22 protein-coding genes are annotated in these 20,965 nt (G+C 62.6%); 19 read left to right on the top strand and 3 right to left on the bottom strand.

Annotated elements, in window-relative coordinates; all coding sequences use genetic code 11:
• Nucleotides 1-31: 31 nt before the first annotated feature.
• From H6B15_RS04950 to H6B15_RS04865, 18 genes are all read left to right on the top strand, one after another.
• On the top strand, nt 32-772 hold the full coding sequence (locus tag H6B15_RS04950) for an aspartate/glutamate racemase family protein (RefSeq protein WP_207751490.1): 741 nt from the start codon (nt 32-34) through the stop codon (nt 770-772).
• A gap of 113 nt (nt 773-885) precedes the next feature.
• Entirely contained in the window at nt 886-2,871 is a 1,986-nt protein-coding gene (gene metG / locus H6B15_RS04945) for a methionine--tRNA ligase (protein WP_204646701.1), read from the top strand.
• Nucleotides 2,872-2,966: 95 nt separating this feature from the next.
• Complete coding sequence (locus tag H6B15_RS04940; RefSeq protein ID WP_204646700.1) at nt 2,967-3,935, top strand: DMT family transporter; 969 nt, start codon at nt 2,967-2,969, stop codon at nt 3,933-3,935.
• A complete protein-coding gene (locus tag H6B15_RS04935) occupies nt 3,932-4,729 on the top strand; it encodes a TatD family hydrolase (RefSeq protein WP_204646698.1) in 798 nt (265 codons plus the stop codon). Before H6B15_RS04940 ends, H6B15_RS04935 begins: the two co-directional genes overlap by 4 nt.
• A 59-nt stretch (nt 4,730-4,788) precedes the next feature.
• Entirely contained in the window at nt 4,789-5,022 is a 234-nt protein-coding gene (locus H6B15_RS04930) for a methylenetetrahydrofolate dehydrogenase (RefSeq protein ID WP_204646696.1), read from the top strand.
• A 118-nt stretch (nt 5,023-5,140) separates the two neighbouring features.
• Entirely contained in the window at nt 5,141-5,989 is an 849-nt protein-coding gene (locus H6B15_RS04925) for a TraX family protein (RefSeq protein ID WP_204646694.1), read from the top strand.
• Nucleotides 5,989-6,672, top strand: coding sequence for a response regulator transcription factor (locus H6B15_RS04920; RefSeq protein WP_204646692.1), 684 nt, complete (start codon nt 5,989-5,991; stop codon nt 6,670-6,672). The genes H6B15_RS04925 and H6B15_RS04920 overlap by 1 nt, the downstream gene beginning before the upstream one ends.
• A complete protein-coding gene (locus H6B15_RS04915; protein WP_204646690.1) occupies nt 6,669-8,072 on the top strand; it encodes a sensor histidine kinase in 1,404 nt (467 codons plus the stop codon). The genes H6B15_RS04920 and H6B15_RS04915 overlap by 4 nt, the downstream gene beginning before the upstream one ends.
• A 110-nt stretch (nt 8,073-8,182) precedes the next feature.
• On the top strand, nt 8,183-8,536 hold the full coding sequence (locus tag H6B15_RS04910; RefSeq protein ID WP_204646688.1) for a hypothetical protein: 354 nt from the start codon (nt 8,183-8,185) through the stop codon (nt 8,534-8,536).
• 170 nt (nt 8,537-8,706) lie between these two features.
• The gene (gene hisG, locus H6B15_RS04905) at nt 8,707-10,275 is read left to right on the top strand and encodes an ATP phosphoribosyltransferase (protein ID WP_204646686.1); all 1,569 of its coding nucleotides are present in this window, start codon (nt 8,707-8,709) and stop codon (nt 10,273-10,275) included.
• Nucleotides 10,272-11,555 (top strand): histidinol dehydrogenase, encoded by a 1,284-nt coding sequence (hisD, locus tag H6B15_RS04900; RefSeq protein ID WP_204646684.1) that lies wholly within the window; start codon nt 10,272-10,274, stop codon nt 11,553-11,555. The genes hisG and hisD overlap by 4 nt, the downstream gene beginning before the upstream one ends.
• Nucleotides 11,552-12,103 (top strand): GNAT family N-acetyltransferase, encoded by a 552-nt coding sequence (locus tag H6B15_RS04895; protein ID WP_204646682.1) that lies wholly within the window; start codon nt 11,552-11,554, stop codon nt 12,101-12,103. Before hisD ends, H6B15_RS04895 begins: the two co-directional genes overlap by 4 nt.
• Complete coding sequence (gene hisC / locus H6B15_RS04890; protein ID WP_204646680.1) at nt 12,100-13,161, top strand: histidinol-phosphate transaminase; 1,062 nt, start codon at nt 12,100-12,102, stop codon at nt 13,159-13,161. Before H6B15_RS04895 ends, hisC begins: the two co-directional genes overlap by 4 nt.
• 26 nt (nt 13,162-13,187) lie before the next feature.
• A complete protein-coding gene (gene hisH / locus H6B15_RS04885) occupies nt 13,188-13,805 on the top strand; it encodes an imidazole glycerol phosphate synthase subunit HisH (RefSeq protein ID WP_204646678.1) in 618 nt (205 codons plus the stop codon).
• A 12-nt stretch (nt 13,806-13,817) separates the two neighbouring features.
• Complete coding sequence (hisA, locus tag H6B15_RS04880; protein WP_204646676.1) at nt 13,818-14,534, top strand: 1-(5-phosphoribosyl)-5-[(5-phosphoribosylamino)methylideneamino]imidazole-4-carboxamide isomerase; 717 nt, start codon at nt 13,818-13,820, stop codon at nt 14,532-14,534.
• Between the two features lie 14 nt (nt 14,535-14,548).
• Nucleotides 14,549-15,307: an imidazole glycerol phosphate synthase subunit HisF gene (gene hisF / locus H6B15_RS04875; RefSeq protein ID WP_204646674.1), complete on the top strand. Its 759-nt coding sequence runs from the start codon at nt 14,549-14,551 to the stop codon at nt 15,305-15,307.
• Between the two features lie 91 nt (nt 15,308-15,398).
• Nucleotides 15,399-16,055: a bifunctional phosphoribosyl-AMP cyclohydrolase/phosphoribosyl-ATP diphosphatase HisIE gene (gene hisIE, locus H6B15_RS04870; protein ID WP_204646672.1), complete on the top strand. Its 657-nt coding sequence runs from the start codon at nt 15,399-15,401 to the stop codon at nt 16,053-16,055.
• A 1-nt stretch (nt 16,056) separates the two neighbouring features.
• Entirely contained in the window at nt 16,057-16,884 is an 828-nt protein-coding gene (locus H6B15_RS04865; protein ID WP_204646670.1) for a histidinol-phosphatase HisJ family protein, read from the top strand.
• Nucleotides 16,885-16,972: 88 nt separating this feature from the next.
• Here the strand turns inward: H6B15_RS04865 and H6B15_RS15460 are convergent, their stop codons facing one another.
• The 3 genes from H6B15_RS15460 to nrdD all read right to left on the bottom strand — a co-directional run bounded on the left by H6B15_RS15460 (nt 16,973) and on the right by nrdD (nt 19,898).
• Nucleotides 16,973-17,335, bottom strand: a complete 363-nt coding sequence (locus H6B15_RS15460; RefSeq protein WP_345941936.1) for a cysteine hydrolase family protein — start codon at nt 17,333-17,335, stop codon at nt 16,973-16,975.
• A 15-nt stretch (nt 17,336-17,350) separates the two neighbouring features.
• Nucleotides 17,351-17,539, bottom strand: coding sequence for a hypothetical protein (locus H6B15_RS15455; RefSeq protein ID WP_243424288.1), 189 nt, complete (start codon nt 17,537-17,539; stop codon nt 17,351-17,353).
• A gap of 133 nt (nt 17,540-17,672) precedes the next feature.
• Entirely contained in the window at nt 17,673-19,898 is a 2,226-nt protein-coding gene (gene nrdD / locus H6B15_RS04855) for an anaerobic ribonucleoside-triphosphate reductase (RefSeq protein WP_204646669.1), read from the bottom strand.
• A gap of 457 nt (nt 19,899-20,355) precedes the next feature.
• Between nrdD and nrdG the strand changes: the two genes are divergently transcribed.
• The gene (gene nrdG / locus H6B15_RS04850; RefSeq protein ID WP_204646668.1) at nt 20,356-20,904 is read left to right on the top strand and encodes an anaerobic ribonucleoside-triphosphate reductase activating protein; all 549 of its coding nucleotides are present in this window, start codon (nt 20,356-20,358) and stop codon (nt 20,902-20,904) included.
• The last annotated feature ends 61 nt before the right edge of the window (nt 20,905-20,965 follow it).

Below are 20,965 nucleotides of genomic sequence, written 5' to 3'. Positions count from 1 at the left end.
AAATGTACTGCTTAAAATGGGAGGGGTGTGTATGGAACAAAACAAACCCAAGCGTCCGGTGCTGGGCATTCTGGGCGGGCTTGGTCCCGCTGCCAGCTGCTACCTGTACCAGATGCTCATCGACCACACCCCCGCCGTGCGGGACCAGGACCACATCGATCTGGTGCTGTCCTCCCGGGCATCCACCCCGGACCGCACTGCCTTCATCCTGGGCAAAAGCGACGAGGACCCCTTCACCGTGATGGAGCAGGACGGGGAAAGCCTGGTGGCCTACGGCGCCACCGTGCTGGCCATTCCCTGCAACACCGCACACTACTTCTACGACCGTCTGGCCGCCGCTCTGCCGGTGCCGGTGCTGAACATGCCCCGGCTGACCGTGGCCGAAGCAAAAGCCGACGGCTGCCAAAAGCTGGGCATCCTGGCCACCGACGGTACCCTGCAGGCCGAAACCTACCAGATCATGTGCCGGGAAGCGGGTCTGCCCTGGGCAGCGCCCTCCCCCGCCCACCAGGCCGGGGTGATGTCGGTGATCTATGACCAGATCAAGAAGGGCCACCGGGCCGACATGGCGGTGTTCAACGCCGCGGTGGAGGACCTGAAAGCCCAGGGGTGCGACCGCGCCGTGCTGGGCTGCACCGAGCTGAGCCTGGTCAAGCGGGACGAAGGCCTGGGAGAGTTTTTCATCGACAGCACCGAGGTGCTGTGCCGTCACGCATTGCTTGCCTGCGGCGTGCAGCCCATCGGGTTTGACAAGACGGGAGGCCAGCCATGAAAACAGGCCCCAGATGCCGCCAACCCGGGTTCCGAATGTGACCGCCGGGTCGCAGCTGTTTATAAATCATCGCTATACAATGAATTTTTGAAGGAAAGGGATGTTTTTCCCCCATGGAAAACAAAAAGTTTTATATCACCACCCCCATCTATTATCCCAGCGATAAGCTGCACATCGGTCACAGCTACACCACCGTGGCCTGCGACGCCCTGGCCCGCTACAAGCGCGCCAAGGGCTATGATGTCATGTTCCTGACCGGCACCGACGAGCACGGCCAGAAGATTCAGGACAAGGCCGCCGCCAAGGGCGTGACTCCCAAGGAATATGTGGACGAGATCGTGGCCACCGTCAAGGACCTGTGGAAGACCATGGACGTAAGCTACGACCGGTTCATCCGCACCACCGACGACTACCATGTCAAGAGCGTGCAGAAGATTTTCACCGCCCTGCATGACAAGGGCGACATCTACAAGAGCACCTACAAGGGCATGTACTGCAAGCCCTGCGAGAGCTTCTGGACCGAAGCCCAACTGAAGGACGGCTGCTGCCCCGACTGCGGCGGCCCCGTGTATGAGGCCGAAGAGGAAGCTTACTTCTTCAAGACTAGCAAGTATGCCGACCGCATCCTGCAGTGGTATGAGGATCACCCCGACTTCATCCAGCCCGCCACCCGCCGCAACGAGATGATCGCCTTCATCAAGCAGGGCCTGCAGGATACCTGCGTATCCCGCACCAGCGTGTCCTGGGGCATCCCCGTTCCCTTTGACCCCAAGCACACCATCTACGTCTGGATCGACGCCCTCTCCAACTATATCACCGCCCTGGGCTACGGCAACGACACCTACCACGACTACGACAAGTACTGGCCCGCGGACGTGCACATGGTGGGCAAGGAAATCCTGCGTTTCCACACCATCATCTGGCCGGCCATGCTCATGGCTCTGGATCTGCCCCTGCCCAAGAAGGTCTTCGGCCACGGCTGGCTGCTGCTGGGCGGCGGCAAGATGAGCAAGAGCAAGGGCAATGTCGTTGACCCGGTGAAGCTCTGCGACCGCTACGGCGTGGACGCCGTGCGCTACTTCCTGCTGCGGGAAGTGCCCTTCGGCAATGACGGCTCCTTCACCAACGAAGCCCTGATCAACCGCATCAACACTGACCTGGCCAACGACCTGGGCAACCTGCTGTCCCGCACCGTGGCCATGTGTGAGAAGTACTTCGGCGGCACCGTGACCAACGCGCCGCTGGACGAGGCCCTGGCTTCCATCATGCGGGAACTGCCCGGCAAGGTGGATGCTTCCATGGAAGCCCTGGACGTGCCCACCTCCCTGATGCACATCTTTGAGCTGGTGCAGCGGGCCAACAAGTACATCGACGAGACCGCGCCCTGGGTGCTGGCCAAGAACGAGGAGGACAAGCCCCGCCTGAACGTGGTGCTGTTCAACCTGTGCAGCGCCCTGGAACTGATTGCCGCCCTGCTGCAGCCCTACCTGCCCAACACCGCCCCCAAGATGGCCGAACAGCTGGGCGTGAGTGCCGACGAGCTGAACGCTCTGCTGCGGGACGAGACCATGGGCACCCTGCGCAGCGCCTACACCGTGCACAAGGGCGAGGCCCTGTTCCCCCGCATCGACGTGAAGGCGGAGATTGCCTATCTGGAAGCGGAGGACGCCAAGCGCAAGGCCGCAGCCGAAGCCAAGGCAGCCGCCGAGGCCGCCAAGGCCGAAGCCCCCAAGGCGGAAGCGGTGGCCGAGATCACCGACCACGAAGAAGAGATCGACTTCGACACCTTCTGCAAGGTGGAAATGCGGGTGGGTGAAGTCCGCGCCTGCGAGGCCATGAAGGAGAGCAAGAAGCTGCTGCACCTGACCGTGTTCGACGGCGAGCGGGAGCGCTGCATCCTGTCCGGCATTGCCAAGTGGTACAAGCCGGAAGACCTGGTGGGCAAGCGTGTGCCCATCGTGGCCAACCTGGCCCCCCGCCCCATGATGAAGGGCAAGTATGTCAGCGAAGGCATGATCATGGCCGCTGACACCGCCGACGGCGGCTGCTCCATCGCCTTCTACGGCGACGATGTGCCCGTCGGTACCCGTATCCACTGATTTTGATTGAGCCGGCGGCGCTGCCCTGCGGTTTGGCGCCGCCGGTTTTGTATGCGGCCCTGCGGCCGAATTTTTCAGAAAAGGTAGGCATTTTCTTGGAAACCAAGTCCGTTCAAAAATCGCGCCTGGACACGATTTTTTCCATCCCCGCCGCGGCGGTGGTCCTGGCCGTGGTCTGCAACATCCTGTGGGGGTCGGCTTTCCCCTTCATCAAGCTGGGCTATCGCCTGTTTGTGATCGATTCCTCCGACACCCCCACCATCCTCTGTTTTGCCGGCATCCGGTTCATGCTGGGCAGCCTGTTGGTCTGGCTGGTGGGGTCCGCCCTGGAACGCCGTCCCCTGCCCATGCCCCGGGGCAAGGTGCTGGCTGAATGCTGTGCCATGGGTCTGTGGCAAACGGCCACCCAGTATTTCTTTTACTACTCGGCAGTGGCCCAGCTCACCGGCTCTTTCGGCAGCATCCTCAACAGCACCCAAAGCTTTATGGGTGTAATTCTGGCCCACTTTCTGTACGGTGCCGCCGACCGTATGACCCCGCGCAAGGCCCTGGGCTGTGTGCTGGGATTCGGCGGCGTGCTGGTGGCCACCCTGGGCAACCACGGCGGCGGCAGTGCCTGGGGCATCGCCGCCATGCTCATCGCCTCGGCGGTGTTCTCCATGTCGGGGCCCTGGAACAAATCCGTGACCCGCAAGGCCGACAGCTTCAGCGTCTGCTGCCTGAACCTGGGCGTGGGCGGTCTGGCCCTGGCTGTCATCGGCTTCGCCATGGGCGGACGGCTTTCGCCCCAGAGCCCCGCCGCCGTGCCGGTGCTGCTGTATCTGGCCTTTGTGTCCGGCGCCGGGTATGTGCTGTGGGCCCTGCTCATGAAAAACAACCCCGTCAGCCGCATTGCCGTTTCCGGATTGCTGATTCCGGTGGTCACCACCCTGCTTTCGGCGGTGCTCAACGGCGAGCCCCTGTTTGAGTGGCAATACATTGGGGCGTTGGTGCTGGTATGTGTGGGCATTTTCCTGGTCAACAAGCCCCGCAAAACGCCCCAAAAGGTTGAGGTGACCCCATGACCAACATCTTTGACACCCACGCCCACTATTCCTCCCGGCAGTTCGACGCCGACCGGGCGGAACTGCTGGGCAAGGCCCTGCCGGAAGGTGGGGTGGTAGGGGTGCTGGAATGTGCCACCCATTCCGGGGATGCTCCCCGGGTGCTGGAACTGGCCCACACCTACCCCTACATCCACGCGGCGCTGGGCATCCACCCCGAAAGTCTGGGAGAGGAGGACGCCCCCACCGTGGCCGTCTACGGCGGGGACTGGCGAGCGGAGCTGAAGGCCCTGCGCCCCCTGTTTGAGGACAAGGCGGTGGTGGCGGTGGGCGAGATCGGCCTGGACCATCACTGGCCTTTGCCCGCCCGGGAACAGTACGACCTCTTTGAAGCCCAGCTGCAGCTGGCCGCCGAGCTGGACCTGCCGGTGTCCATCCATGACCGGGAGGCCCACGGCGAGATGTACGAACTGCTGCGCCGGTACAAGCCCCGTGGGGTGCTGCACTGCTACAGCGGCAGCGCCGAGGACGCCGCCTGGCTCACCGCCCAGGGCCTTTGCCTGGGCTTTGGGGGCGCGGTGACCTACAAGGGCGCCAAGCGGGCCGCCAAGGTGCTGGCCGCTATCCCCCACGACCATGCCGTGCTGGAGACCGACTGCCCCTACATGGCGCCGGAACCGGTGCGCGGCCGCCGCAACGACAGCCGCAACATCCTGCATGTGGCCGGGTATATTGCCGGCCTGTGGGAGACAGAACCCCAGGCGGTGCTGGATACCTGCGCCGCCAACGCACGCCGGATTTTCGGCGTGGAATGACCCCGTCCGTAATATACAAATTGTATATTATCATAAAATATCAACAGGAGTGTATCACTATGAAAGCTCGTATTCCCACCCATCGCGAATTCATCATCGACTTCCCGAAGGATATGGACCAGGCCAAGGCCGATGAGGGCTGGGCCAAGCTGACCCAGATCGTGGAAGACTACAAGAAGGCCCACAACGGCCAGAGCGTGTACGCCCCCACCTTCATTGAGGACTGCGAACCCGCCGTCAAGGCCCTGCAGGAAGCGTACGGCTTCACCTACACCGTGCAGCAGGTGCGCTGAGCCTTTTCCCCGGCCCCCGGAACCCCCGGGGGCTGTTTTTATAGCATTTTCCTGATACTTTCTACACAATCGGCTGTTAGCATATTGGTATCTTAAAGAAAAGAGAGGTTTCTTTCCCATGCTGACAACGCAAAAACGGGGTCTGGACGGCACCGTCCTCAAGACCATTGCCCTGGTGCTGATGGTCATGGACCACATCCACTACTTTTTCGAGTTCACCGGCCTTGTACCGGAATGGTTCTCCATGCTGGGACGGCTTTCCGCCCCGCTGTTCCTCTTCTGCGCCGTGGAGGGCTTTGCCCACACCCATGACCGCAAGCGCTATTTTCTGCGCATGTGGGGCATTGGTGCCGGGATGGGGGCCCTCACCTTCCTGATGATGTATGTGGGGCTGTTCCGCCGTCCCGACGGGTTCTATCCCCTCAACGGCATCTTTCTGAACTTTGTGATCCTGTGTGTGGTATGGCAGGGCATCGACTGGCTGCGGCAGGGGCGGATTGTCCGGGGCCTGCTGGCCGCCCTGGGACCGGTGGTCTGGGGCTTTGCGGTGGTGCTGCTGGCCGCCCTGCCGGGGATGGCCACGACGGTGGTGCTGCTGGGCAGCACGGTGCTGCCCGCCTGGGTGTGCATCACCGACGGCGGGCCGATGTACCTCATCGGCGGGGTGATCCTGTACCTGTTCCGGGACAAGCGCCCCCTGCAGCTCACCGCCTGGGCGGTGTGGACCATCGGCATGGACTTCTTTGCGGTCTGGCTGGCGGTGCGGGGGCAGGACGGGTTTGCCTTCTCCCAGATGTTCACCGCCTACTATGAATGGTACGGCGTGGCAGCGGTCATCCCTATGGCGCTGTACAACGGCCGCCGGGGTGCCGGGCACAAGGCGCTGTTTTACTGGTTCTATCCCACCCATGTGTACCTGCTGTATGCGGCGTCCTGGGCGGTGTGCGTATTGACGGGGGCGGCATAATGGCAAACATACTGGCTGTGGACGACGACCGGGAGATTGGTTCCCTGCTGCAGACCGCCCTGGAGCGGGACGGGCACCGGGTGCGGGTCTGTACGGCGGGCGCCCAGGTGACCGGGGAACTCTGCCGCTGGGCGGACTGCATCCTGCTGGATGTGATGATGCCCGGGGAGGATGGCGTGGCCCTCTGCCGCCGCATCCGGGACCTGACCGGGGCACCCATTCTGTTTCTCACCGCCAAGGACGGGGAGGCGGATATCCTGCAGGGGCTGGCCGCCGGCGGGGACGATTATCTGCGCAAGCCCTTCCGGGTTGCCGAGCTGCGGGCCCGGGTGAACGCCCATCTGCGGCGGCAGCAGCGGGGCGTACAGCCCACCGACCGGCTGCTGCGGGGGGAGTTTGCCCTGGACATGGCCGCCAAGGTGCTGTATGCGGGGCAGACGCCCCTGCACCTGACCCGGGCGGAGTACGCCCTGTGCGAATATCTGGCCCTGCACCCGGGGCGGACCTTCTCCAAGGAACAGCTGTACGAGGCGGTGTTCGGCTACGACGGTAGCGCCGACGAGCGGGCCGTCACCGAACACATCAAGAATATCCGGGCCAAGATGCGTGCCGCCCTGCCCGGGGCGGACCCCATCGAGACGGTGTGGGGCATCGGCTACCGGTGGAAAGGAGCCACGCCATGAAACACCCGGCCGTCAGCCTGCGGGGACTGCTGCTGCGCTATCTGCTGTCCACCGCCGCCCTGGGCGCCGCTCTGGTGCTGGTGTGGTGGCTGGTCTTTGGGATTCTGTTCAATATGGGATTCATCCTGCCCGCCTCCGCTGCCGCCGAAGCCTGTAACCGGGCCGCCGAGGTGCTGCCCGCCATGACCGCCGACACCTTTGATGCTTCCCGCCTGGACCCCTTATGCCGGTACGCCCTCTTCCCCGCCCCCGGCTCCCCCGCCGTGCTGGCCACCAACATGACCGACCGCCAGCTGGACACGGCGCTGAATGCCTGGTTCGGCGGGTCGGGCAATCTGGGCTACACCCAGTATCACCTGCCGGTGACGTTGGCGGACGGGTCGGTGTGCTTTCTGCAATACGATTACTCGGTGCCTTACGCCAACGAACATCTGCGGCAGCGGCTGCCGGATTTTCAGCTGACCTATCTGGGGTTGCTGGCCGTACTGATGGGACTGCTCATCTGGTGCAACACCCGCCGCACCGCCCGGCGCCTCTCGGCGGCGGCAGTCCGGCTGCAGGATGCCTGCACCCGCATCACGGCGGGGGATCTTTCGGGAGACACCTTCGGCCGAACCCGCATCCGGGAACTGGACGAAGCCCTGGACACCATGCAGACCTTGCGGGAACACCTGGCCCAAAGTCTGCGGGAACAGTGGGAGGCGGAACAGCAGCGCGCGGAGCAGATTGCCGCCCTCAGCCACGACCTGAAAACGCCGTTGACCGTCATTGCCGGCCACGCCGACCTGCTGGCCGAGGAGGCCCTGCCGCCCCAGGCCGCCGGAAGTGTGGCGGCGGTGCGCCGGAGCTGCGAGACCGCCGCCCGGTATCTGGCGGATCTGCGGGCGGTGGCTGCCCCCGGGACCGGCACAGACGAAGCCCGGCAACGGGTGGCGGCGGCGGATTTTCTGGCCCGGCGGAAGGAGACCGGCCGGGCGTTGTGCACGGCGGCGGGCCGGACTTTCCGGCTGCTGAACGCCCTGCCCGACGGGTCCGCCCTGGATATCCAGCCCCATCGGATGGCCCGGGCGGTGGACAACCTGCTGGACAATGCCGTTCGATTCGCACCGCCGGGAGGCACCGTCACCCTGGAAGTCCGCCTGACCGGTGGGACCCTGATGCTGGCGGTGCAGGATACAGGGCGCGGTTTTTCCCCCGAAGCCCTGCGCAAGGCCGGACGACTGCTGTACACCGGGGACACCGCCCGCCACGACGCCCACCAGGGCCTGGGGCTGTACATGGCCCGGCAGGTGGCCGCCTCCCACGGCGGCACCCTGGCGCTGTACAACCTGCCCCAGGGCGGGGGCTGCGCCGAAATCCGGCTGCCGAGGAGTCTGCTTTTGCCGCCCCGGCAGGGATAAACAGGCTTTTTGCAGCATAAAAAAGCTTGTATTCCGGTTAAAATGGTGGTATACTATCCACAAATTCGCCGGTTCCGCGGGAGCCGGTGCAGGGAAGAGAGGGACATCCTATGGCATTATTCCGTCATCTGCTGCCGGTTCTGGCCGGTGCGGCCCTGGGCTGCGCCGCTACCCTGCTGGCCCAGCGTTATTCCGAAAACAGCGAGCACGAGCATATTTTGGGCCCGGAGGCATTTGATGAGGATGCCGCCGAGCCCGAGACCGACGCGCCTGAAACCGCGGAATCCCCGGCCAGCGCAAGCGCCGAGGTGTATATCCCGGTGCCGGACAACAGCTCGCCCAACCCCAACCCCGTGCAGGACCACACCGACCCCGTTCCCACCGTGGACGGCAAACTCGACCCCACCGCCATTGCCAAGGCCGAGGATTTTGCCGACTGGGACGAGATGGGCTGCCAGGGCTGAATCAACAGCTGCAAACCTTCCAGCAGGCGCATTTTTCCGTTTATCCGAAAGACGGGAAAGCTGCGCCTGCTGTTTTTGTTTTTCCGGCGGCCGGTTGCCGCTCTTTACATCTTTAGTCCGCTAAAGTATAATAAGACCATGTTTTGCATGGATGTGTGAGGTATCGTTGTATGGAACTGGATTTGACTCGTTTTTCCCCCGCCGAGCGCTGCACCCTGCAGCTGCGGGCCCTGTACGAACAGGCCGGGTACCGCAAATTCCGCTGTGCCCGGTTTGAGGAGTATTCCCTGTACCAGCAGAACCAGAAATTTCTGCCCGACGCCCAGGTCATCACCTTCACCGACCTGGACGGCAAGCTGCGGGCCATCCGCCCGGATGTGACCCTCTCCATTGCCAAGAACGCCCAGCCCGCCCCCGGCGAGTGCAAGCGCTACTATTACACCGAACAGGTCTGCCGTCCCAGCCGGGAAAGCCACACCTTTGCGGAGATCAGCCAGATGGGGCTGGAGTGCATCGGCGCGGTGGACGCCGCCCGCCAGGCCGAGGTGGTCCGGCTGGCCGTGGACAGCCTGGCCACCCTGGGCACCCGGACCTTTTTGGAAGTGAGCCACATGGGGTATCTCACCGGCCTGCTGGACACCCTGCAGGTGGACGCCGCTGCCCGGCCCCGGCTGCTGGAACTGCTGCGGGACAAAAACGCCCACGAACTGCGCCAGGCAGCCCTTTCCGCCGGGCTGGACGCGGATGGCTCCGACGCCCTGTGCGCCCTGCTGAGCCTGCACGGCCCCTTTGAGGCCGCCCTGGCCGAAGCCCGCGCCCGCTGCCGCTGCCAGGCCCAGACCGAAGCCCTGGATGAACTGCAAGCCCTGTACGCGGGCCTGGGCAAAGACGCCGCCACCGTGCGGCTGGACCTGAGCCTGGCCGGGGACATGGAATATTACAACGGCCTGGTGTTCACCGGGTACGCCGCCGGGGCACCCCGGGCGGTGCTGAAGGGCGGCCGGTACGATCTGCTGGCCCGCCGGTTCACCCCTGACGCCTGTGCCCTGGGCTTTGCCCTTTACCTGGACGAGCTGGAACGGCTGGCCCCCAGCGCCGAAGCGGAGCCGGACACCTGGCTGAACATCGCCCTGCCCAAGGGACGTCTGGGCGACAAGGCCTACGGCCTGCTGGCCAAGGCCGGGTACGGCTGCGACGAGGACTACAACGAGACCCGCAAGCTGGTGGTGGAGAACCCCGAAGCCAGGGTGCGGTACTTCCTGGTCAAACCCAGCGATGTGGCCATCTATGTGGAGCACGGGGCCGCGGACATCGGCATTGTGGGCAAGGACATCCTGGCCGAATCCGGCGCCGACGTATATGAGCTCATGGACACCGGCATGGGCAAGTGTCGGATGTGTGTGGCCGGGCCCAAGGATTTTGTGGACGACGAGAGCCGGGCCCTGCGGGTGGCCACCAAGTTTGTTTCCATCGCCCGGGAGCACTACGAAGCCCTGGGCCGGGACATCGACATCATCAAGCTCAACGGTTCCATCGAACTGGCCCCCATCCTGGGGCTGTCCGATGTGATCGTGGACATTGTGGAAACCGGCACCACCCTGCGGGAAAACAACCTGGCCGTGCTGGAAGAGTTCATGCCCATCAGTGCGCGGTTCATCGCCAACCGCGCCAGCTACCAGTTCAAGTATCGCCAGCTGACCGAGCTGCTGGCCAAAATGAAGGAGGCACTGAAAGTATGATCCGTATTCTTTCTTTTGACACCGTGCGGCCGGAGGAGATTCTGAACCGGGATATCCGGGCCGAAGCCGATGTGGAAGCCGTGGTGGACGGCATCATTGCCGACGTGCGTGCCCGGGGGGACGAAGCCCTGCGGGATTACGCCAAAAAGTTTGACGGCGCCGATCTGGACAGCCTGCTGGTGACCAAGGAGGAGATCGACGAAGCCTTTGCCGCCGTGGGGGAGGATTTCCTGACCACCCTGCGCATGGCCGCCGCCAACATCCGGGCCTTCCACGAACACCAGGTGCACAAGGATTTTGTGATCAACGACACCCCCGGCGTGGTGCTGGGGCAGAAATACACCCCCATCGAAAAAGCCGGTGTCTACGTGCCGGGGGGCACGGCAGCCTACCCGTCCACCGTATTGATGGACGTGATTCCCGCCAAGGTGGCCGGGGTCAAGGAGATCGTCATGACCACCCCCGCCGGCAAGGACGGCAAGGTGAACCCCAACATTCTGGCCGCGGCGGCGGTGGCGGGCATTGACAAGATCGTCAAGTCCGGCGGCGCCCAGGCGGTGGCCGCCCTGGCCTACGGCACCGAGACCGTGCCCGCCGTGGACAAGATCGTGGGCCCCGGCAACATCTATGTGGCCACCGCCAAGCGCAAGGTCTTCGGCAAGGTGGGCATTGACATGATCGCCGGACCTTCGGAAATTCTGGTGCTGGCCGACGGCGGCTGCAATCCCACCTGGGTGGCGGCGGACCTGCTGAGCCAGGCCGAGCACGACAAGCTGGCCACCGCGGTGCTGGTCACCGACAGCATGGACCTGGCCAAGGCGGTGCAGTCGGAACTGGAAGTGCAGATTTCCCAGCTGCCCCGCGCGGCCATTGCCCGGGAGAGCATCGACACCAACGGCAAGATCATCGTCACCGACGACCTGACCAAGGCGGTGGAGGCCGCCAACCTCATCGCCCCCGAACACCTGGAACTGTGCGTGGAGGACCCCTTTGCCCTGCTGGGCCAGATCCGCAACGCGGGCAGCATCTTTATGGGCCGCAACGTGCCCGAGGCCCTGGGCGACTACTTTGCCGGGCCCAACCACACCCTGCCCACCTCCGGCACCGCCCGGTTCTCCAGCCCGCTGAGCGTGGACGATTTTGTCAAGAAGTCCAGCTTCCTCTACTACACCCGGGACGCCCTGGCCGATGTGAAGGACCGCATCGCCGACTTTGCGGAGCGGGAAGGCCTGCACGCCCACGCCAAGAGCGTGACCATCCGCTACGAGGACGGTCAATGACCGCCCCCTTTGCCCTGAGTGCGGGCCGGTTGCATCTGCGCCCCATGGTGCAGTCCGACTACCGCGCCCTGTGTGCCATCCTGCAGGACCCGGAAGTCATGTACGCCTACGAACACGCCTTCTCCGACGCCGAGGTCCAGGACTGGCTGGACCGGCAGCTGAACCGCTATCAAAAGGACGGATTCGGCCTGTGGGCCGCCGTCCGCCCCGATACCGGGGAGATGATCGGCCAGTGCGGGCTGAGCATGCAGCCCACCCCCTTGGGGGATGTGATGGAGGTGGGATACCTCTTCCGCCGGGATTGCTGGCACCAAGGCTATGCCACCCAGTGCGCCCGGGCCTGCATGCACTACGGATACTGGGCGCTGGATGCCGACGCCGTCTATTCCATCATCCGGGACAACAATGCCCCTTCCCGGGCGGTGGCGGAGCGCAACGGCATGCAGGTAGTGGGGCAGTTTACCAAACATTACTACGGTGTGGATATGCCGCACCTGATCTACTGTGCCCGCCGTCCGGCGCCGCACAAGGACGGAGGCCAAATATGAGCCGTTATTTCACCCCCACGCTGGCGGCGCTGGAACCCTATACACCCGGCGAACAGCGCAAAATGCCCGATCTTGTCAAGCTCAACGCCAACGAGAACCCTTATCCCCCCTCCCCTGCCGTGGCCGACGCGGTGGCGGGGGCGGTGGCCGGGCTGCGCCTGTACTGCGACCTGACCGAAGCTGACCTGTGTGCGGCCATCGCCCAGCAGGTGGGCCTGCCCGCCGATCACATCCTGTGCGGCAACGGCAGCGACGAGAACCTGCTGCTGGCCATCCGGGCTTTCTGTGATGAGAACACCCCCCTGGCCTTTGCGGACATTACCTACAGCTTTTACCCGGTGCTGTGCCAGCTGATGGGAGTGCCGGCCCACATCCTGCCGGTGCGGGAGGACTTTACCCTGGACCTGACCGCCTATTACGGGTTGGGGCAGACCATCGTCATTGCCAACCCCAACGCCCCCACCAGCCTGCTGGCCCCGGTGGCGGCCATCGAGGAGGTCATCCGCCGCAATCCCGACCACATTGTGATCGTGGACGAGGCCTACGTGGATTTTGCGGGGGAGGGCGCTTCCTGCCTGCCGCTGGTGCCCAAGTACGATAACCTGGTTGTGGTGCGCACCTTCTCCAAGTCCCGCAGCCTGGCGGGGGCCCGGCTGGGCTTCTGTGCCGCACAGCCCGCCCTGATCGCGGACATGAACCGCATCAAGTTCAGTTACAGCCCCTACAACATCAGTTCGCTGAACCAGGCCGCCGGGGCCGCCGCCATGCGGGATGACGCCTATTTCCGGGCCACGGTGGAAAAGATCTGCCGCACCCGGCAAAATACCGCCGAAGAACTGCGCCGGCGAGGCTTCACAGTGCTGGATTCGGCCACCAATTTTCTGTTTGTCAAGCCCGCCGGAAAACCGGCGAAGGAAATCTTTGAAGCGCTGCGGGAACGGGGGGTGCTGATCCGGTACTTCTCGGCCCCGCGCATCGACAGCTGGCTGCGCATCACCATCGGCACGCCGGAACAGATGGCGCGGTTTTTCACCGAGCTGGACGATATTCTGCGCTGAAATGTACATAAAGAGGGGGATTTCAGATGATTGCCATTGTGGATTACGGGGTAGGCAACCTGTTCAGCCTGGCTTCCAGCGTCAAGAGCCTGGGCGCCGAAGTGCGGGTGACCCACGAAGCCGAGGACCTGCGCAGCGCCACCCATATCCTGCTGCCCGGGGTGGGCGCCTTTGCGGACGCCGCCGCCAAGCTGCAGGCCACCGGTCTTATACCGGTATTGCGGGAGGAAACCAAGCACACCCCGCTGCTGGGCATCTGCCTGGGCATGCAGCTGCTGTTTGAGAAAAGTTATGAGTACGGCGAGCACGAAGGTCTGGGCCTGGTGCCCGGGCAGGTGTGTCCGCTGGCCGATGATCTGAAAGACCCGTCCCTGAAAGTGCCCCACATCGGCTGGAACGCCCTGGACCTGACCCCGGCGGGAGCCAAGGACCCGCTGTTCAGGTACGTCAGGAACGGCGAATATGTCTACTATGTGCACAGCTACTACGCCAAGAATTGCGCCGACAACACCCTGGCCACCAGCGAATACAGCATTCCGGTAACCGGCACCGTGCGGGCAGGGCTGGTGTACGGTACCCAGTTCCACCCCGAAAAATCCGGCGATACCGGCCTGCGGATTCTGCGGGCCTTTGCCGAACTGTGAGGAGGGCGCTGTATGAAACTGTATCCTGCCATTGACCTGCGGGGCGGCCAGGCCGTGCGGCTGTACCAGGGCGACTACGACCAGATGACCGTTTACAACCCCGACCCGGTGGCCCAGGCCAAGGACTTTGCGGCCGCCGGGGCCAAGTACCTGCATGTGGTGGACCTGGACGGCGCCAAGGACGGTCAGGCGGTGAACTTTGCCACCATCCAAAGCATCACCGCCGCGGGCGACCTGTTTGTGGAGGTGGGCGGCGGCATCCGGGACCAGCAGCGCATCGAGGACTATCTGGCCCTGGGAGTGGGCCGCTGCATCCTGGGCACCATCGCAGTGCGGGACTTTGACTTCACCGCCCGCATGGCCCGCACCTACGGCGACCGGATTGTTGTGGGCGTGGACATGAAAGACGGCTATGTGGCGGTGAGCGGCTGGAAGGAAGTCACCCCCGAGCCGGGGCTGGATTTCTGCCGCCGCTGTGCCGATGCCGGGGTCAAAGCCCTCATCGTCACCGACATTTCCCGCGACGGCACCATGCAGGGCACCAACATGCAGCTGTACCGGGATCTTTTAACCATTCCCGGGGTGGAGATCACCGCTTCCGGCGGCATTGCCCGCATGGAGGAGCTGGCCCGGCTGCAGGACATGGGCTGCCATGCGGCCATCCTGGGCAAATCCATCTACACCGGCGCCATCGACCTGGCCGAGGCCGTGCGCCGCTTTGAAGGCTGAAAGGGGCGGAAACTATGGTTACAAAACGCATCATCCCCTGCCTGGACGTCAAGAACGGCCGGGTGGTCAAGGGGGTCAACTTCGAAGGGCTGCGGGACATGGCCGACCCGGTGGAGATGGCCCGGTACTACAACGCCGCCGGGGCGGATGAGCTGGTGTTTTACGACATCACCGCCAGCGTGGAGGGCCGCACCCTCTTCACCGACATTCTGCGCAAGGTGGCTTCCGAAATCTTCATTCCCCTGACGGTGGGCGGCGGCATTGCCACCCTGGAAGACTTTGACCGGGTGCTGAAATGCGGCGCCGACAAGGTCAGCGTCAACTCCGGCGCCATCAAAAATCCCGCCATCATCTCGGCGGCCGCCCAGCGCTACGGCGACCAGTGCGTGGTGCTTTCGGCGGACATCAAGCGGGTGGACGGGCATTTCCGTCTGTTCGCCAAGGGCGGCCGGGAAAACACCGGCATCGACGCCCTGGACTGGCTGGAACAGGGGGTGAAAAACGGCGCCGGGGAACTGGTGGTCAACTCCATTGACACCGACGGGGTCAAGAGCGGCTTTGACCTGGAACTGCTGGACGAGGTTTCCAAGCGGTGCGCCGTGCCCATCATCGCTTCCGGCGGGGCAGGCTGCCGGGAAGATTTTCTGGAACTTTTCCGCAACCATCCGGCGGTGGACGCCGGGTTGGCCGCCTCCATCTTCCACACCAAGCAGGTGGATATCCGGGAGCTGAAACAATATCTGCGCGAAAACGGGATCGAAATGCGTCTTTGACAGCTTTCCCCTCTGTCCCCTCTTGCAAAATGTTCGCCGCCGCTGTACACTATAAGTATCTCATATCTATAATGAGCAGGAGTTTTTTCTCATGGAATATACCGAAACTTCCCGTACACTGAAATTTGACAAACATGGGCTGATCCCCGCCATCGTGCAGGATCACTACACCAAAGAAGTGCTGACCCTGGCGTACATGAACGCCGAGACCCTGGCCCTGACCATCGCGGAGGGCCGCACCGTCTTCTGGTCCCGCAGCCGCCAGGAAATCTGGCGCAAGGGCGAAACTTCCGGCAATGTGCAGAAGGTGGTGTCCATCACCGCCGACTGCGACAAGGATGCCCTGGTGGTGGAGGTGGTGAAGAGCGGTCCCGCCTGCCATACCGGCGCCGAAAGCTGCTTCTTCAACCCGGTCTACGTTTCGGAGGAGCTCAAGCAGTTCACCTGGGAGGGGCTGTATCACCTGATCGAGGGCCGCAAGACCGACCCCAAGGAAGGCAGCTACACCAGCTATCTGTTTGACAAGGGCCTGGAAAAGATCCTGAAAAAGGTCGGCGAGGAGAGCACCGAAGTGATCATTGCGGGCTCCAAGCGCGACAAGGAAGAGACCGTGTTCGAGATCAGCGACCTGGCCTATCATGTGCTGGTGCTGATGATCGAGCTGGGTATCTCGGTGGAAGACATCACCCGTGAGCTGGAAAAACGCCACGTGGTCGATCATAAAGTAAAACAGGAGAGGATGCAGTGAGATGGCTGACGAATACAAACTGAGTTCGGTACATGTCCATTCCAAACTGTGCGACGGCAAAAACACCCTGGATGAACTGGCGGTCACCGCCTGGCATGCCGGGCTGAAGACCCTGGGTTTTTCCGGCCACAGCCACACCCCCTGTGATATCGAATACTGCATGACCCAGAGCCGCACCGCCCTGTACAAAGCGCAGGTGGCCAAGCTCAAGGAGCGCTATGCGGGCAAGCTCGATATCCTGTGCGGGCTGGAATGGGATTTGTTCAGCGACGACGACCCCACCGCCTACGATTACTTCATCGGCAGCGCCCACTACGTGCGCGGTCCCAAGACCGGGCGTTATTATGAGATCGATTTCCGGGAGGCCGACCTGGCCGCCTGCATTCAGGACGATTTCGACGGCGACGGCCTGGCCGTTGTGGAAGCCTACTTCGACAACGTGCGCCAGGTGGCCGAGCACAAGCCCCCCATTCTGGGCCACATCGACCTGATCAAGAAGATCAACAAGGGCAACAAGTTCTTTGATGAGACCAGCCCCCGCTACATGGCCGCGGCCCGCAAAGCCCTGGAGGCGGCGGCCGCCAACGGCTGCGTGCTGGAAGTGAACACTTCCTCGGTGTACCGCGGATACCGGGACGATTTCTTCCCCGGGGAAGAAATCCTGCGCGCCTGGAAGGAGATGGGCGGCGAGGTGATCATCACCGCCGACGCCCACGAGGCCAAGGCCCTGACCTTCGGCTACGAGGAGGCCGCCGCCCAGCTGAAGGCCCTGGGCTACGACCATGTGCAGGTGCTGGGCAAGGACGGCTTTGTCCCCTGCGCCCTGTAAAATCATTCATAGGCAATACAGCAGCCCCGCCGCAAGGTATATCCCTTTGCGGCGGGGCTGTTTTGTCTTTTGTCTTTGTAAGAAAGGCTCAGTCCAGCAGGTCAAACTGGCAGGCGCCCATGGCTTTCAGCGCCGTTTCGTGGGCCTGGGGCGAAACCCCGGCGCACAGGCCGGCAAGGATCTCGATGGGGGTTTCGGGGAAGAAAGCCCGCAGCAGCATGGCGTTGGAGATAACGCAGATGTCGGTGCAGACGCCGTACACCCGGAACTTTTCCACCGTGGTGCCCTTTTCTGTTAAAAACTTTTGGATGGCGGCGGGCAGGTCACTGGCGCCGAAGGTGGGCTTTTCCACCAGGACCTTGGCCGGGCAGGCCGGGTCGTGCTCCCTGGCCACGGCGTCCACTTCCGGCACCAGCTGCCAGCCTTGGGTGCCCCGCAGGCAGTGTTCCACCGGCAGCTTCTTGCCTTACCGGGTGGACAGATAGTCCGCTTCGTGGGTATCCAGGGTGAAGAAGAGGGCATGCCCCTCCCCCGCTGCCCGCCGGGCTTCCGCCGCCAGCCGTCCGGCCATGGCCCGGGCTTCGGCGGTGCCCAGGGCCCCGGTGACAAAGTCGTTCTGCATATCCACAATCACGTCAATGATAACCTTCTGCATGAAAAACTCCCCCTGTCTTGGTGTTGCACATCCTGTTACCGGTAAGTATAGCACAAATACCGCCCACAAAAAAGCCCCGCCTTCTGCACGCACAGCGCAAAAGGTGGGGCTTTCATTTTGTTTCAGGGAAGAATCACAGGTGCAGCACGCGGTCCTTGATTTCGGCGGTGCGGCCCTGGTTCCAGAACTGGGTGCCGATGTAGCCGCAGGTACGGCGGGCCACGTTCAGCTTGTTCTGGTCACGGTTATGGCAGTGGGGGCACTCCCACACCAGTTTGCCGTCGTCCTCCACGATCTTGATTTCGCCGTCGTAACCGCAGACCTGGCAGTAGTCGCTCTTGGTGTTCAGCTCGGCGTACATGATGTTCTCATAGATGAACTGCATGACACGGATGACAGCGGCCAGGTTGTCCTGCATGTTGGGCACTTCCACATAGCTGATGGCGCCGCCCGGGGACAGACGCTGGAAATCGCTTTCAAACTTCAGCTTGGTGAAGGCGTCGATCTCCTCGGCCACATGGACGTGGTAGGAATTGGTGATATAGTTGCGGTCGGTGATGCCGGGCACGATGCCGAAGCGCTTCTGCAGGCACTTGGCAAACTTGTAGGTGGTGGATTCCAGCGGGGTGCCGTACAGGCTGAAGTCGATGTTGGATTCCGCCTTCCACTTGGAGCAGGCATCGTTCATATGCTGCATGACCTGCAGGGCAAAGGGCTTGGCAGCCGGGTCGGTGTGGCTCTTGCCGGTCATATACTTGCAGCACTCATACAGGCCCGCGTAGCCCAGGCTGATGGTGGAGTAACCGCCGTACAGCAGCTTGTCGATGGGCTCGCCCTTTTCCAGGCGGGCCAGGGCGCCGTACTGCCACAGGATGGGGGCGGCGTCGGACAGGGTGCCCTTCAGGCGGTTGTGGCGGCACATGAGGGCTTCGTGGCACAGATCCAGACGCTCGTCAAAGATCTTCCAGAACTTGTCGAAGTCGCCGCCGGAGGACAGGGCCACGTCCACCAGGTTGATGGTGACCACGCCCTGGTTGAAGCGGCCGTAGTACTTGGGCTTGCCGGGTTCGTAGTTCTTGGCGTTGGCCACGTTGTCCCAGCCGTTGCCGGAGCGGTCCGGGGTGAGGAAGCTGCGGCAGCCCATGCAGGTGTACACGTCGCCGTGGCCTTCGGTTTCACCCTTGGACAGCTTGTATTCCCGCATCTTCTTTTCGCTGATGTAGTCGGGAACCATCCGCTTGGCGGTGCACTTGGCGGCCAGCTTGGTCAGGTAGAAGTAGGGGGTGCCTTCGCGGATGTTGTCCTCCTCCAGCACGTAGATCAGCTTGGGGAAGGCGGGGGTGATCCAGACGCCGGCTTCGTTCTTGACGCCCTGGTAGCGCTGGCGGAGCATCTCCTCGATGATGATGGCCAGGTCGGACTTCAGGCGCTGGTTGTCCCCGGCCTCGTTCAGATACATGAAGACGGTGATGAAGGGCGCCTGACCGTTGGTGGTCATGAGGGTGACCACCTGATACTGGATGGTCTGCACGCCGCGCTTGATCTCCTCACGCAGGCGGGCTTCCACGATCTCGGACAGCTTCTCCTCGCCGGGGTTGATGCCCAGCTCCTTCATCTCGGCTTCCACATCCCGGCGGATCTTCTTGCGGCTGATGTCCACGAAGGGAGCCAGGTGGGTCAGGCTGATGCTCTGGCCGCCATACTGGTTGGAAGCCACCTGGGCGATGATCTGGGTGGCAATGTTGCAGGCGGTGGAGAAGGAATGGGGCTTTTCGATGAGGGTACCGGAAATGACGGTGCCGTTCTGCAGCATGTCGTCCAGATTGACCAGATCACAGTTGTGCATGTGCTGGGCAAAGTAGTCGGCGTCATGGAAGTGGATGATGCCCTCGTCATGGGCCTTGACCACCTCGGGAGGCAGCAGCATACGCATGGTCAGGTCCTTGGAAACCTCGCCGGCCATGTAGTCACGCTGGACCGAGTTCACCGTGGGGTTCTTGTTGGAGTTTTCCTGCTTGACTTCCTCGTTGTTGCACTCGATCAGGGCCAGGATGCGGTCGTCGGTGGTGTTGTGGGTGCGCTTGAGGCTCTGCACATACCGGTAGGTGATATACTTGCGGGCCACCTCATAGGCGCCGGCTTCCATGATGGCGTTCTCCACCAGGTCCTGGATTTCCTCCACGTTCATGGCGTGGTTGCGCTTGCTGCAGACATCCTGCACCTCGTCCGCAATGGCGATGATCTGCTCCTTGGTCAGACGCTGGTTGGCCGGCACCACATTGTTCGCCTTGGTCACCGCCGCGATGATCTTGGAAATATCGAACACGACCTCGCTGCCGTTGCGCTTGATGATCTTCATGGTGATTCTCCCTCAATAATTCTATGGCAAACCCCTCTCGCCGGGGGCGCAGTAAGTGAATATATAGCCGAAATATTACAATTTGTATATTCCGCCTCGTGCGAGCAAGTTTATCTTACCCTATCCTACAGGGAAAGTCAAGGGAAAATACCACAAGATATTGTGTCCACAGCAACAGACAGCCCCAAAATAACAAGGTTTTGACGTTCCGACGCAAAAAAGCGCCCCGCCTGCAAAAACGCTGAATTTCGGCCCGGATTTTTGGCAAAAATGGGCTAGTTTTTCATTTTGACTTGTCATCGTTATTTTTTGGCACGTCATGGAATTTTCCCCTTGCGCTTTGGTTGGGCGGCTGGTATACTGTATAAGCTGATTTTATCCAGATACGGGGCCGGTTATCCATTCCGGCTACAAGATATTGTATCACCATTTTCCCCTGAGAGAAAGAGGCTCATCCATGAATTACGCCAACATCAAATACTGCGACATTGCCAACGGCGAAGGGGTGCGCACCAGCCTGTTCGTGTCCGGCTGCCGCCGCCACTGCAAGGAATGCTTCAATGCCGTGGCCTGGGATTTCTGCTACGGCAAGCCCTTTGACAAGGCCGTGCGCAACGAAATCCTGGCCAGCCTGGCGCCGGAATACATCGACGGACTGTCCCTGCTGGGCGGCGAACCCTTTGAGCCGGAAAACCAGCGGGCCCTGGTCCCCTTTTTGCACGACGTGCGGGTGCTGTACCCCCACAAGACCATCTGGTGCTACACCGGCAACAGCTATGAGAAGGAACTGCTTGCTCCCAGCGCCGCCCGGTGCGAAGTCACCGACGAGATGCTGGGCCTGATCGACGTGCTGGTGGACGGAGAGTTCCTCATTGACGAGAAGGACATCACCCTGCGGTTCCGCGGTTCCAAAAACCAGCGCATCATCGACATGAACCGCACCCGCCAGGCCGGGCATGTGGTGCTTTGGGAAGATGATCCCATCTTTGCCGACCACAAGATGTGACCGGCGCGCCTGGCTATCGGTTTGCCGCCGTACCGGGCTTTTTGCCCGGCGGCGGCCTTTT

Source organism: Gemmiger formicilis, assembly GCF_016900095.1.
Classification (GTDB): Bacteria; Bacillota; Clostridia; order Oscillospirales; family Ruminococcaceae; genus Gemmiger; species Gemmiger formicilis_A.
Note: the sequence above shows the minus strand (reverse complement) of the source record. Positions and strands in the feature narration are given on the sequence as shown.

Excerpts from the sequence above, each read along its gene's own strand:
- H6B15_RS04950 (WP_207751490.1), top strand. The coding sequence starts at position 32 with ATGGAACAAAACAAACCCAAGCGTCCGGTGCTGGGCATTCTGGGCGGG.
- metG (WP_204646701.1), top strand. The coding sequence starts at position 886 with ATGGAAAACAAAAAGTTTTATATCACCACCCCCATCTATTATCCCAGC.
- H6B15_RS04935 (WP_204646698.1), top strand. The coding sequence starts at position 3,932 with ATGACCAACATCTTTGACACCCACGCCCACTATTCCTCCCGGCAGTTC.
- H6B15_RS04930 (WP_204646696.1), top strand. The coding sequence starts at position 4,789 with ATGAAAGCTCGTATTCCCACCCATCGCGAATTCATCATCGACTTCCCG.
- H6B15_RS04925 (WP_204646694.1), top strand. The coding sequence starts at position 5,141 with ATGCTGACAACGCAAAAACGGGGTCTGGACGGCACCGTCCTCAAGACC.
- H6B15_RS04920 (WP_204646692.1), top strand. The coding sequence starts at position 5,989 with ATGGCAAACATACTGGCTGTGGACGACGACCGGGAGATTGGTTCCCTG.
- H6B15_RS04915 (WP_204646690.1), top strand. The coding sequence starts at position 6,669 with ATGAAACACCCGGCCGTCAGCCTGCGGGGACTGCTGCTGCGCTATCTG.
- H6B15_RS04910 (WP_204646688.1), top strand. The coding sequence starts at position 8,183 with ATGGCATTATTCCGTCATCTGCTGCCGGTTCTGGCCGGTGCGGCCCTG.
- hisG (WP_204646686.1), top strand. The coding sequence starts at position 8,707 with ATGGAACTGGATTTGACTCGTTTTTCCCCCGCCGAGCGCTGCACCCTG.
- hisD (WP_204646684.1), top strand. The coding sequence starts at position 10,272 with ATGATCCGTATTCTTTCTTTTGACACCGTGCGGCCGGAGGAGATTCTG.
- H6B15_RS04895 (WP_204646682.1), top strand. The coding sequence starts at position 11,552 with ATGACCGCCCCCTTTGCCCTGAGTGCGGGCCGGTTGCATCTGCGCCCC.
- hisC (WP_204646680.1), top strand. The coding sequence starts at position 12,100 with ATGAGCCGTTATTTCACCCCCACGCTGGCGGCGCTGGAACCCTATACA.
- hisH (WP_204646678.1), top strand. The coding sequence starts at position 13,188 with ATGATTGCCATTGTGGATTACGGGGTAGGCAACCTGTTCAGCCTGGCT.
- hisA (WP_204646676.1), top strand. The coding sequence starts at position 13,818 with ATGAAACTGTATCCTGCCATTGACCTGCGGGGCGGCCAGGCCGTGCGG.
- hisF (WP_204646674.1), top strand. The coding sequence starts at position 14,549 with ATGGTTACAAAACGCATCATCCCCTGCCTGGACGTCAAGAACGGCCGG.
- hisIE (WP_204646672.1), top strand. The coding sequence starts at position 15,399 with ATGGAATATACCGAAACTTCCCGTACACTGAAATTTGACAAACATGGG.
- H6B15_RS04865 (WP_204646670.1), top strand. The coding sequence starts at position 16,057 with ATGGCTGACGAATACAAACTGAGTTCGGTACATGTCCATTCCAAACTG.
- H6B15_RS15455 (WP_243424288.1), bottom strand. The coding sequence starts at position 17,539 with ATGCAGAAGGTTATCATTGACGTGATTGTGGATATGCAGAACGACTTT.
- nrdD (WP_204646669.1), bottom strand. The coding sequence starts at position 19,898 with ATGAAGATCATCAAGCGCAACGGCAGCGAGGTCGTGTTCGATATTTCC.
- nrdG (WP_204646668.1), top strand. The coding sequence starts at position 20,356 with ATGAATTACGCCAACATCAAATACTGCGACATTGCCAACGGCGAAGGG.